This window comes from Chamaesiphon sp., from assembly GCF_041738855.1.
Taxonomy (GTDB): Bacteria; Cyanobacteriota; Cyanobacteriia; order Cyanobacteriales; family Chamaesiphonaceae; genus Chamaesiphon.
In genome coordinates this window covers 42470-55733 of sequence record NZ_JBGSPA010000171.1, presented here as the reverse complement: position 1 = coordinate 55733, position 13264 = coordinate 42470, and the positions used below count along the sequence as shown (strand labels likewise).

9 protein-coding genes are annotated in these 13264 nt (G+C 47.1%); 3 read left to right on the top strand and 6 right to left on the bottom strand.

The window, feature by feature from the left end:
- Window positions 1-129 precede the first annotated feature (129 nt).
- On the bottom strand, window positions 130-516 hold the full coding sequence (locus ACEW9I_RS18210) for an AAA family ATPase (protein ID WP_373541747.1): 387 nt from the start codon (window positions 514-516) through the stop codon (window positions 130-132).
- 101 nt (window positions 517-617) lie between these two features.
- Between ACEW9I_RS18210 and ACEW9I_RS18205 the strand changes: the two genes are divergently transcribed.
- Window positions 618-1835: a protein-L-isoaspartate O-methyltransferase gene (locus tag ACEW9I_RS18205; RefSeq protein WP_373541746.1), complete on the top strand. Its 1218-nt coding sequence runs from the start codon at window positions 618-620 to the stop codon at window positions 1833-1835.
- Between the two features lie 111 nt (window positions 1836-1946).
- On the opposite strand, the gene lepB is transcribed toward ACEW9I_RS18205, so the two are convergent.
- The 5 genes from lepB to nrdJ all read right to left on the bottom strand — a co-directional run bounded on the left by lepB (window position 1947) and on the right by nrdJ (window position 9733).
- On the bottom strand, window positions 1947-3044 hold the full coding sequence (gene lepB, locus ACEW9I_RS18200) for a signal peptidase I (protein WP_373541745.1): 1098 nt from the start codon (window positions 3042-3044) through the stop codon (window positions 1947-1949).
- A 243-nt stretch (window positions 3045-3287) separates the two neighbouring features.
- Window positions 3288-6101, bottom strand: a complete 2814-nt coding sequence (locus ACEW9I_RS18195) for a M16 family metallopeptidase (protein ID WP_373541744.1) — start codon at window positions 6099-6101, stop codon at window positions 3288-3290.
- Window positions 6102-6158: 57 nt separating this feature from the next.
- Window positions 6159-6641 carry a DUF1499 domain-containing protein gene (locus ACEW9I_RS18190; RefSeq protein WP_373541743.1) on the bottom strand — a complete coding sequence of 161 codons (483 nt, stop codon included), beginning with the start codon at window positions 6639-6641 and terminating at the stop codon, window positions 6159-6161.
- A gap of 230 nt (window positions 6642-6871) precedes the next feature.
- Window positions 6872-7093, bottom strand: coding sequence for a hypothetical protein (locus ACEW9I_RS18185; protein WP_373541742.1), 222 nt, complete (start codon window positions 7091-7093; stop codon window positions 6872-6874).
- A 297-nt stretch (window positions 7094-7390) separates the two neighbouring features.
- Window positions 7391-9733: a ribonucleoside-triphosphate reductase, adenosylcobalamin-dependent gene (nrdJ, locus tag ACEW9I_RS18180; RefSeq protein ID WP_373541741.1), complete on the bottom strand. Its 2343-nt coding sequence runs from the start codon at window positions 9731-9733 to the stop codon at window positions 7391-7393.
- 262 nt (window positions 9734-9995) lie between these two features.
- Here nrdJ and ACEW9I_RS18175 point away from each other — a divergent pair, with 262 nt between their 5' ends.
- On the top strand, window positions 9996-10589 hold the full coding sequence (locus ACEW9I_RS18175; protein WP_373541740.1) for an Npun_F5749 family FMN-dependent PPOX-type flavoprotein: 594 nt from the start codon (window positions 9996-9998) through the stop codon (window positions 10587-10589).
- A gap of 296 nt (window positions 10590-10885) precedes the next feature.
- Window positions 10886-13198, top strand: a complete 2313-nt coding sequence (gene glgB, locus ACEW9I_RS18170; RefSeq protein WP_373541739.1) for a 1,4-alpha-glucan branching enzyme — start codon at window positions 10886-10888, stop codon at window positions 13196-13198.
- Window positions 13199-13264 lie beyond the last annotated feature (66 nt).

Below are 13264 nucleotides of genomic sequence, written 5' to 3'. Positions count from 1 at the left end.
AATCTATTCGTAAACCCAACGTCAAATTGATTATTGCCCCTTTTCCTGAACATGTACGAAGTGGCGACCAATTCTTCTTTAAGCCATCTTCTCAAACCCGCTTGACAACTGCGATCACTTCTTAACTTGTCACGAATGGATCTGTTGAGCCAAGGGACGCTGCTGATTGCGATCGATTGCCTCCCGCACCCGCGATTGGAAATAATAACCGATAACCTGAAATTTGTGTTGTTTAGCTGGCTCGATATAGCGAGATCGATCGAGTTTGGTCGGATTGGTATTATCGATGACGAAGGATTGGTTGATTTCCAAGCACGTCTCCAGCATTCGCTGTTCGCGATGTCTGGTTTTGAGCATATCGAGATTGATGCGGACGTGAGTCAGTCCAAATTTGTGCTGATAAAATGTTGATTTACCACAGGCTTGAATCCCGATAAAGACGATCGCTTGCATTATTGGGTGGTGAGATTGGATCGATCGACTCAAGCGTAAATAGACTCCCGTTACACATATCATGGCTGATGTGTCCAGTGACTGTCAATACTCCGTAGTAGCTATCCCTATCAACAAGTTGGTAAATTCAGCTAACAAGTCATCAGCTCGATCGAGTTAAGATAATGTCATCAGCTTCAGGATCGAGCATGAGTATCGCCGCTAAATATCAACAGCAACTCTTAGAAACAGCCCAATACATTTATCATGAAACACCCATCAGTCAGGCAACACAGCAAGCCTATTTAGCTACCCCACGTCATCTATTTATCAACCGCTATCGCGAGTGGGGGATTGGTGAATGGCAAGCAGTCGATCGCGATAATTTGGCAGCACACTTGGTAAAACTCTACACCGATCGACCGCTGATTTTGTTTGGGGAAGATGATGATGATATTCCTTCGACAATTTCGCAACCATCATTTGTGCTGCGGATGCTCGACATGTTGCAAATCGCACCAGGGCAAACGATTTTTGAACTCGGTGCGGGGAGTGGTTGGAATGCCGCCTTGATGGGATATTTAGTTGGCGAACATGGACATATCTATAGCCTCGAAATCATCCCTGAAGTAGCTCAAATGGCGAGAGAAAACCTCGCAACGCTGGAAATCGAGAATGTGAGTGTGATTACGGCTGATGGAGGTGAGGGCTATGCAGTAGATACTTTATACGATCGTGCGATCTTTACGGCTGGTGCTTACGATTTGCCGTCCCATTTCCACCGCCAGATGCGAGTAGGTGGTTTATTGTTGGTTGTGCTCAAAAATCAAGGCGGTGGTGACAATCTCTTTCTATTACGGAAACAAGCCGATTGCTTCGAGTCGCTGGATTCGATGGGTTGTGGCTTCGTGCAACTCAAGGGGAAATATCAATTCGATAGTTTAGAGCCAACTAGGATTGAGGCATTGCCTGAATGGGGAGATTATTTACAACATCAAGAAGTTGCGCGAATGCCATTTTGGTGGGGTGGAAAAGGTAAGTATTCTTTTCTAGGTAACACGATCGGCATTCAGGCATTTCTGAGCATTTCTGAGCCATCTTTTCTAGCTCTCAAAACTGCAAAGACTAACGCCCGATCGCGCGAAGATCGGTATTTTGGATTGTGGCTAGCGGCAGAGCATTCTTTGGTAATCGCGCATGACGATCTACTGATTGCTTACGGCAATGAAGCTGCACTCGATCGATTGCTACAAAAAGTGAAAGAATGGGTAGATTTGGGAATGCCCAGTGCGGCGAGTTTTACGCTCAAAGTGTATCCGATCGATTTTACGTTGACAGCCGATCGTCATGAATGGATTGTCAACCGTCAGGATTCGCAATTTCTGTGGAGTCTGAAGTCCTAGCGGTGGTTACTGCTATGAGTAGTTAGGTACAAATATCGATTAGATAGAGATTGCCTAAACCCTAGTTGGTAGGCAGTGCCCACCCTACGCGATCTACTGTTTCTACAATTTTCACTTAACTGCTCCAATCCGATTAAATGGCCAAAACCGCTGAGTTGCCTTGCCAATAATTTTGTTCTTGGGGACAAAGCCCCAATAGTGACTATCATAGCTATTGTTGCGATTGTCGCCCAATACTAAATAATTACCTTCAGGTATAATGCTGTCGGGAGTCAATGCTGTACTACTCCAGTTGTACGCGGGAGCTTCATTGAGATAATTCTCATCCAAAACATTGCCATTGACGTAAACCTTACCATCTTTGACATCGATCCGATCGCCAGGTATTCCAATTATCCGTTTGATAAAGGCATCTTTGAAGTTTTCTTTTTCCAGTTGAGCTGTGGGGTTGAAGACGATGATATCTCCCCGTTCTGGCGCATGATAATGGTATATTAATTTATTGATTATCAATCGATCGTCAATTGCCAAAGTAGGCTGCATCGAGCCAGCAGGAATGTATCTTGCCTCAGCTACAAAGGTTCGCACTGCAAATGCCACAACGATACTAGGGATACCAAATAATCCGGCAATCAGTATCCCAATCCATGCACGTGAGACATCACGGCGCACAGGTGTCGAAGTGTATGCAAAATATACAGTTAGCAAGCCGAAGATGAACCTCAAGATTGTAAAAGAGATTGCGATCGCTCCTTGTGCCGAGCGTGTGCCGTAGAAAGTGACGAGCGCAGTCAGCATAAAAACGATACTAAGTAGCCATCGTTTGAGATAAATGTGTCCTAATCCAGGAAGAAATCCAGATAAAAATACAGCAACCCAAGCATCTTTAGTCTCTTTGCGGTGAGATTCAAACTCGATCGAGTTATTAGTTATAGCTGTCCGATAAGCATCAAACAAATTGGCGACTAGTAAGATCGAGATCGTGAAAATCAAAATTCCCATACCGACTAGTGCATTGCCCAGAGGATCGATGAAGAACCAGAGGCTAACTGCACCTAACAGATAATAACCGAGGAGAATTGTCCATCCTTTACGATATCTACCAGCATACATTTGACCCATTCCAGGTAAAAGCCAAGATAGGTTAACCGCCAACCAAGGTTCTTTATTATTTGTTTGTGCTGCTAAATTTCGATCGGGTCGATTCATGTTGGTGTTAATAATTTGCTGAAGATGCTGAAAGTTCAATAACTCAGCACAACTAGATACTATACTATGATGCGGTTGTGAATATTATGTTGGCTCACCCCATCTCAATACAATTCCGGCTCTAGTGCTGAGTATTGGTGCAAGTTATTGTATTTATGACTTAACCCACTCTCGGTTATCGTCACAAAAAAATGGAGCGACAATTTTAAAATTGCCGCTCCATTTTACGTTAAAGATGTAGAGTTACTTCTTTGGTGGCCCAGCGGTGATGACTACCAACCGATCGGGTTGGATCAATTCCTTGGCAACCTGGTTGACTTGTTCCAATGTTACCGCTTGAATTTTCTTGGGAAATTCACTGATTTCGTTGGGGTTCAAATCATAGACAGCATTGCCGAGTGTGGCTCCAGCGATTTCATCGGGGGAGGCGAGTTCGACAGTGTAGTTGCTAGCGATACTGCCTTTAGCGTTGGCTACTTCGGCGGCGGTAGCACCTTTTGTTTGGAGATCTTTCAAGAGGGCGATCGTGCTTTGAGTAGCTTTTTGAGCGTCTTCTGGTGAGGTTTGCATCGAGATCAGGAATGTCCCCTGACGTTTGCCAGCAGCAAAACTACTGTAAATCCCGTAGGTTAAGCCCTGACGATCGCGAATTTCGGTACCTAGGCGGCTGGAGAGGGTATCGCCACCGAGGATTTGATTGAGCACCAAAGCGGCATAGTAGCGGGGATCTTTGCGATCGATCGCCTTATTTCCCAGCAAAGTAATCGATTGAGTTTTGCCTGGGAGAGAGGAGCTGACTAGCACCTGTTTGGCGGGTAGTTCGGGGACGGGATAGTTGAGCTTGACTGCTGTGGCTGTACCCGACCATTTGCCCAAGCTGTCTTCTAGTAAGCGTTGGACATCTGCAACCTGGAAGTCACCGACGATCGCCAGGATCGTGTTGCTCGGTAGATAGTGCTGACGATAAAATACTTGCAGATCCCCAGGTTTCAAATTTGATAAAGTTTCGGCAGTGGGGAAAATCGTAAAGGGGTGATCCTGGGGATAAATCGTCTGCTGAAACTTCTTGCGCGCAACGCTATTGGGGCTATCTAGCTCCAGTTTGAGACTAGTGAGCGCACGCCGACGGCTGAGTTCAAATTTTTGTTGAGGGAAGTTGGCATTTTGGACGACATCACCCAGAGTTTGGAGGAGGATCGGCAAATCTTTGGATAGGGCATTGCCGCCGAGGCTGACCCCTTCCCGACTCGCTCCAAAACCGAGTCCAGCACCGCGATTTTCCAATGTGGTAGCGATCTTTAGAGCCGATTGAGTTTTGGTACCGCTCATCAGATTTGCCGCCGTCAAGCTAGCCAATCCAGCTTTGTTGGCACTGTCATACTCCGATCCAGCTTGGATACTGCCACTGATGGTTACTGTCGGCGTACTCGCATCGGGGAGTAAGAATACTCGTAAACCATTCTTGAGCTTTACCTCTTGGGGCAAGGATTGAGTTTGGCTGCTGGTATCAGGATCGAGTGGGGGTAGGTATTTAGCTAGTTCGCTGGGGTCTAAAGGGGCACCTGGCGCGTAATTGTCGGCGGTTGTTTTGCCTGCACTACCTGCGGCTGGAGTTGCTGCCGTAATTTGAGTAGGTTGAAAGAAGCCGATGGTTTTGAGATTTGGTTGGAGATATTTTTTGGCAGCTCGTTGGACATCGGCAGCGGTGACGCGTTCGACTCCGGCTAGATATTTGTCGGTAAATTGATAATCGCCAGTGGTGGTGTAGTCGTTACCGAGTTGTCTGGCTTGAGAGTTGATATCGCGATTGGTGAGGAGATAGCCCGCTTTGAGTTGGGCTTTGGCGCGGGAAACTTCGGCTGGGGTGGGTGCTTTCGTTTGGATGAGTTTGATTTCTTGAGCGACGGCAGCTTCTAGTTTGGGGAGCGATTTGCCGACTTCGACGATCGAGGATATTTCATACCAACCACCTGCGGCGAGATTGATGGCACCGCCATCGAGGCTAGTCGCGATGCCAGTTTCGACGATCGATTGATACATCCGTGAGCTGCGTCCTTCGGTGAGGATATAATTCATCACGTCGATGGCGGGTACGTCAGGGTCGATCGCTGCGGGCAAGGGATACACCTCACTGGTGATTTGGGTGCTACCAGGTTCTTTGAGCGTCAACCGCTGATTGGGTGTAGTTGTGACTGGACTGATTGTAGGTTGAGCAATTTTGAGTTCGCGACGTGGTACTTTGCCAAATGTCTGTTGAACTTTGGTCATCAGCTCGGCGGTATCGAAGTCACCGACGACTACTAATGTGGCGTTATTTGGTGCATAGTACGAGTCATAATACGATCGCACTTGTTCGACCGTAAATTTCTCGACATCTGCCTTGGTACCGCCGACAGTTAAACCATAGGGAGTATTGGGAAAAGCTACCCGTTTGACAGCGCGATCGAGTCGATAATTCGGGCTATTTTCATAACCCTGCAATTCGGAAATTACTACTCGTTTTTCACCAGTGAGTTTCTCAGTATCGATCGTCGAATTCTGCATCCGATCGGCTTCCAGTGTCAATAAACTTGTCAGTTTATTCTTCTCAACCGTCCCGAAATAAGCAGTCTGATCGTAACTAGTAAAAGCATTGAAACTACTACCCAATGCCGCAAATAATCGTCCAAATTGGATCGGTCGATCTGTGGTTCCTTTAAATAACATATGCTCCAACTGGTGCGCGATCCCATTCACACCTGGGGCTTCATCGCGAGAGCCGATCTTGTACCACACCTGAACTGTCACAACTGGTGCGCTGCGGACTTCTTTAGTCAAAATGGTCAGACCATTTGCTAAAACGGTCTTCTTCACATTTGCCGTTAAGGTCGTGGGATTGCTGGGCTGGGCAGCTTGTTGAGCAAGCTCAGTGCTTGCGGTCAATGCGGTGATGGTTGCTGGCTGGGTAGACATCGCTACCTGTGGTGATGCCAACACCGCACTCAAGCAGACGCTAAATAATAACATCCCCAACCGATACCGTCGCCAAGTCACCCAAAAGTCTCTAATTTTCAACATCTGTTCTGAATATCTATTAATTGATGCACTAGCTACCGATCGTCGTCTCAAAACTAATTAACCAGCTAATTTCGATCTAATCTCTTCAATCCGTTGACGATTGACGCCCAAGTCGGATTCACCCAGTCTTGATGCCGATCGTACCTGAATCATTTTGGGATCGTCATCGAGATAGAACTCGACATCATCGACAAATCTCATTAACTTACTCGCAAATTCTACATATAAATAGTTAGTGGTTTCTTTAACAATATTAGTCCGAGGCATCGCTTGAATTACAGTCTTTAATGTCGCCATTGTCGTCGGCACATCGCCACTCATCGCTAGCGGTGCGATTGCATGTTGGGTGTCGCTACTCGGTGCTTGAGAGCTGACACAATTAGGAGTAGTCGGACAAGTGGCTAACTTACCATTGTTTACCCCCAGATTGGTTGGTGGACTACCTGCAAAGATATTGTTGCTCCACAGGATAAAAGCGATCGCTAAGACTATGGCTACGACGGCAAAGCTACCAATTTGTTTCGAGATTGCTATATTCATCTTTATCCCTACTCTACTCTATCTATACTAAATCGAAAATCGCCCTAACTCTACTCTACAAGGGAGAGCTGAGTTGGGGCGATCTTGGAGCTAGCAGCTAGCAAACAGTTGGCACAAGGCAGGTTTTAAACTGGCTCTAATCCTCTGGAGCAAACACTATCAGCCAATGAATCTTTCAGTGCCGTAGACACTGTAGGAGCTGAGGCTGTGGTCGGTTGACAAACTAGGAGTTATTTCACGCCTAGCTTTGCGGCAATTTTGGCGAGTGCTTTACCATTGCCAATCAACAGTGTGTGATTCTTTTCCACAAAGGTACCCTTGAGTTCTGCTGGTGCAGCAGGGGTAATACTGAGCTTCTTCAGGATTCCTACCACAATCGATCGATTTTGCAACAGGATATTATGGTTCTTTTCTGCTTGGTCGGCTCCAGTTGGCGCAGACAAGGTAGGCACTGTCGAACCAACTTTAGTGGCAATATCTGCAAAGGTTTGCTGGCAATACTTCTCGTTTAAGAACTGCTAGCGACTGAAGTCGCCGCTAGTGATGCAAAGTCCGCCTACGCGGACTAACTAGTTTTTAGATTAACCGAGAAGTATTAGGTTGGGTGGGGTAAACATCTGTCATGTTAATTCTTTAAATTGGTCTAATAAAACTAGATTCAGTGCGATCGATCGAGATTCGATCTAAAATCCCCCTCTTCTAGACTGCTAGAAGAGGGGGATTAATCAAAACTTATTTATCGACTCAATCTAAGTATTTGGCTTCACATCTGGCAACAGACACTTATCCGAATCACAACCCGCAGGGCCAGATTCTTCCGACTTGTTGCCCAAGTCATAACGACTCAAAGCCGTGTGGAATTCGGCGGTTTGGCGTCGCTGTAGGACTCCAACCATCATGTCATCAAAAGTAGCCTTGTCGATAGGTTCAAAAGGCAACCGTGGGAAGGTTTGGTGGTCGTCAAATCGCGCTAATAGAGCCGCAGAGATATAGCCCTCATCGTCCCGAATCGCCTCATAAATCCGCTGACCGAGGGCATCGACTTCATGTTCGCGCAATTCGATCGTTGCACTGGTATTGTGGCGGACATAATGCTGCTGAACTCCCATATAGAAATCCATCTGGGAGAGGGCACTAAATTGAGCGATTTCGATCGAGTCGGCACCAGGAATATCCGCCCAAGAAACCGCTACGGGGATCTCGATCAACCATTCCGTACAGCGCGGATCGAAAGCGTCGTCTAGTAGATTGCCATTCTCATCTTTGTCAGATTGGGACGGAATCACACTATATCCGTAGTCGATACAAGCGAGGGCTACGGGGTCATCTTTGCGGAAAGTGATCCGGCGGATGAAACGTTGCGCTTTGGGGGCGTGCCAGCCTGGGGAGGCACCTGTGAGCAGTGATTTGGTACCACTAGGTTGGACGGTGGTACACCGATTGGGGCGTTTGATATTATGCCTGTCGCAGTATTCCCACACTGTCTGCTCGACGATTTCGCGCCAAATATTCAGATACTCATGTTCTGATTGCTTGTAAGCAATGCCAGCCTCAGTCGCTGGGCGACCTTCGGCCCACCACTGCAACCATTCGGCACCAAAGGCATGAACAAAGAAGTCAAACAAACCCGTAAATGACACGCCGACGATCGGATCGAGTTCCCGACTGTATTGATAGCGCGGTTCTTGGAATTGATGGTTGAGTAATGCGGCTACCGATAAAGCACTAGCAGTGAAAGCATCTTTCTGTTCTTGATGGTTATTTGGATCGAGTTGATTCAAATGTATTTCAGAAAGATTGCAGTGAAAGTTAGTACCGAGAATCTCTCCGCAGGGATTCAAACCAAACCTCGACAAGCGATGATCTATCTCATTTTCATTGATGTTAGGATGGTTTTTTTTAAACCATTCTTTTACTGTTCCTAGTTCATAAACTTTCAGGAAATCAGTTTTTAATTCTGGTGTTGTTAATAGATCGGCATTCGATCGAGCGACGGCTTCACCAGCCCATTGAATTGCGCCCTCACCAGAATAGTATTGCTTCTGAACTGCAGCAACACACTCCTCTAGGGTGGGTTTGTGGTGGAAAACGCGGGTATGGTTGCTCATGCGTAGAGCATCGCGTTCTGGGTCGATTCTCCAGTTACCATGTTCGTCTTGTTGCCAGAGATTATCTTTGGCAGTTGCGCCCAATTTATCATTAGCATTAAATTGCCGCATTCCCGCTGAGCGACGGATGTTGCCAGCAACAATTGTTACCGCTGCTTCATCGATCAACAGACAACATTCAACTGATGTTAATTGTCTGCCATTAGCTTTATTAATAATCCCCGCACACCGACCGTAGAGTTCTGGCAACCTGACGGGATTTGCCATCCCGCCAAAACCTTTAAGCTGTTCGCCAGCGGGACGGACATTGCTCAGATCGATCGCGATATTTACGCTCCCGTCAAAGCGATCGTCACTGGCTAATTCTAATAATGATTTATAAGATTGAACCCAACCTTGACGACTGTCGCCGACTTTAATCGTTGCGCTATTATCAGTGAATTCAACAGTTGTTAATTCCTGGCGATCGATCTGCGGAATTTTACCGATTTCGCTGATGCTGGTGACATTGAGCTGATTTTTGATGACGGGTAATTTGCCAATCAAATCTGGCTCTAAAATCGCCCCCGTACCACAACCCATCATCGCCAAATCCATCATCAGGGCAAAAGCCGACCAATCGCAGACATTGGTACTCGTGCAATTGTAGGCACCGGAAAAATTCTGCGGTTGCTCTAGCCACTGACTACCACCAACCCACAACCACCGCCCTGACGGCATCGCCTTGACCTGACGCTGCATCCGATCGACGATCTCAGCCTCAGCATCGGTTAATTTGCCTAACTTGACCAAGCCTTGGAGGGTGCGAGTGCAGACTTCTTGCCAGGTTTCGCGTCCGGTAGCGGTGAAGCGGCTGTAAGTTCTAAAAAAGACTGGATTTGCTGTAGGTGCAGTAGTGGGAAAATCCAACTGTTGTTGAGCTGGGGACGCAATCTCCGCGCTCGATCCCGATCTGGAACGAACTCGGTCAAGTTCTCTAACCATGAGTGAGCTATGTTAATTTCTGAACAGAATTAGTAATATAAGGCATCGGCACAAGATAAATCAATCTTGTCAAAACTGAGGATTTGCGCTAGTTTCAGCGATTCAATCGAGCTACACTGGCGGAACTACGAGTTAAATAAATTTGCAAACTTTTTCACTACTTATTTACTACTAATTTGCAAGCAGTGGCGATCGCGGATTTCAGCCAGAGCCGAGATTGTCTAAAATTTAACGTATACCAATCCTTATTGCTAATTCCATTTTGGATAATAGTCTACCACCGTGGCGGTCGCCGATCGCTCGCGCGCTCCATCGCAATCGCAGCCTCCCCTATGCGCGTTATGCTCAACTGGCGACAGTTGATGCGAGTCACCGCCCACACAATCGCACGCTAGTATTTCGGGGCTGGCTAGAACCCAGTAGCCAGATGCAGTTTGTCGCCGATATTCGCTCGACCAAAGCCCTAAATTTACTGGCAGGTGCCTCACCTTGGGCGGAAGTGTGCTGGTATTTCCCCACCACCCGAGAGCAGTTTCGACTGAGCGGCACCCTCTCCCTCGTCACAGCAGCAGGTGACGATACTAGCCACTCAAAGGCTCGTCAACAGGTATGGCAGCAGATGTCCGACTCTGGGCGCATTCAGTTTGATTGGGGAACGCCTGGAGCCGATCGAAGCGCAGATCCAGCCGCATTCCATCCGCCCCAGCCCGACCCCCAGCAGCCATCGCCAAATTTTTGTTTATTGCTGCTAGCAATAGTAGCGGTCGTACATCTGGAGCTGCGGGGCGAACCACAGAATTGCTACTCATACGAGCTAATAGACAGTGAATGGCAGATGCGATCGATTAATCCCTAACAGATAATGGCTGAGACATAGATGGTGGGCAGTGCCCACCCTACTAAAACCTCAAGCCTAAACCCTCTAACCCCTAAAGCCTAAAGCCTAAAGCCTAAAGCCTAAAGCCTAATCCCCTTACCCCAATGGGCTACAATGATGTCAGTTTATTGGCGGCAGAGTCAGTAAGCAGACAATACTTCAGTACTTAAATTCGCAAAATAACGAGATAAAAATCTATCATTTGGTAGTAGTATTCAGTCCGTTTAACTATCAATAATTTAATTAGCTTTTTGCCTTAACCTAGGTTAATATTCATGACTCTTGCCTCAGAACAGATCGACCAGATTGTGGGAAATCAACATCCCAATCCCTTTGAGATTTTAGGCCCTCATCAAGTTGAGGAAAATGGGCGAAAAGTTTGGGCGGTACGTAGCTATGTCCCAAATGCAGAGGCTATTTCGGTTACGCTGCCAACAGCACGTCGAGATTATCCAATGCAATCTGTGCATCATCCGCACTTCTTTAGTTGCACGATCGATTTACCAGAACTGAACAACTATCAGCTCAAGATTACCGAAGGTGGACACGAGCGGGTCATTTACGATCCTTATGCTTTTACTTCACCGTTGATGAGTGACTTCGATATTCATTTATTCGCCGAAGGCAATCATCATCGCATTTATGAAAAGTTGGGCGCACACCCGATCGAAATCGAAGGGATTAAGGGGATCTATTTTGCAGTTTGGGCACCAAATGCGCGAAATGTTTCGACAATCGGCGATTTCAACAACTGGGATGGGCGCAAGCACCAAATGGCGAGACGCAATAATGGGATTTGGGAGTTATTTATCCCCGAACTCACCGTCGGCACCTCATATAAGTACGAAATCAAAAATCAAAATGGCGATCCGTACGAAAAGACCGACCCTTATGGATTCTATCAAGAATCGCGTCCCAAAACGGCATCGATCGTCGCCGACCTGAGCATCCATCAGTGGCGAGATGATGAATGGATCGACAAACGTCGTCATACAGATACACTGAGTCAGCCGATCTCTGTCTACGAGTGTCATCTGGGTTCGTGGCTACATGCAGCAGCTAGCCAACCAGCCCCACTACCCGACGGTACCACCTCGCCAGTAGTCGCGGTTTCAGACTACAATCCTGGGGCGCGGTTTCTCACTTATCGCGAATTGGCTGACAAACTGATTCCGTATGTCCAGGATTTGGGATTTACCCATATCGAACTATTGCCCATCTCCGAGCATCCATTTGATGGCTCCTGGGGTTATCAGGTAACGGGCTACTATGCGCCGACATCGCGACATGGTGCCCCTGAAGATTTTATGTATTTTGTCGATCGCTGTCACCAAGCCAATATCGGTGTCTTACTCGACTGGGTACCTGGACATTTTCCCAAGGATGGGCATGGTTTGCCGTTTTTTGATGGCACTCATCTCTACGAGCATGAAGATCCGCGTCGGGGCGAACACAAGGAATGGGGGACGCTGATCTTTAATTACGGGCGCAAAGAGGTCAAAAATTTCCTTTACGCCAATGCACTATTTTGGTTCGATAAATACCATATTGATGGGATTCGAGTCGATGCAGTCAGTTCGATGCTGTATCTAGATTATTGTCGGGAAGAAGGCGAATGGGTCACAAATGAGTACGGCGGGCGGGAGAATATCGAAGCCGCTGATTTTTTGCGGCAAACCAATCATCTGATTTTCAGCTATTTTCCAGGAGCATTATCGATCGCGGAAGAGTCAACTTCTTGGCCGATGGTATCTGCGCCTACCTATGTCGGTGGCTTGGGTTTCAACCTCAAGTGGAACATGGGTTGGATGCACGACATGCTCGATTATTTTGAGATGGACCCTTGGTTCCGTCAGTTCCACCAAAATAACATTACCTTTAGCATGTGGTACAACCATAGTGAAAACTTCATGCTGGCTCTATCTCATGATGAGGTCGTCCACGGCAAGAGCAATATCATCGGCAAGATGCCCGGTGACGAATGGCAAAAACTCGCAAATATGCGCTGTCTATATGCGTATATGTTTACCCATCCCGGCAAGAAAACCCTATTTATGGGGATGGAATTCGCGCAGCGGAGTGAGTGGAATGTCTGGTCGGATCTAGAGTGGCAATTGTTACAATATCCACCGCACCAACAGATGAGTCAGTTTCTGACGGATCTCAATTATGTCTACCGTCACGAACCTGCGCTCTATACTCAAGACTTTGAAGAGCCTGGGTTTGAGTGGATTGACTGTACTGATAGTCGTCATAGTGTGGTGTCTTTTATCCGCCGCGATAAAAATAGCAACGATTGTGTAATTGTCGTCTGCAATTTCACGCCACAACCGCATTCTCACTATCGAATTGGCGTACCCGAACATGGCTTCTATCACGAATCATTCAATAGTGATGCGCGCAAATATGGCGGTAGTAATATGGGCAACCTCGGCGGCAAATGGGCAGATGAATGGTCGAGTCACAACCGCAAATTCTCGCTAGATATCTGCATTCCCCCGCTCGGTGTATCGATCTTCAAACTCGATCGCGAGCGCACCGCCGCTGCCTATGAGTGGCGAGATAACCCCTCGATCGAGGGTACATAGAATCGATATTAATAACAATGCAGGGTAGGGGTAATTCATGAATTACCCCTACCCTGCATTGTGACC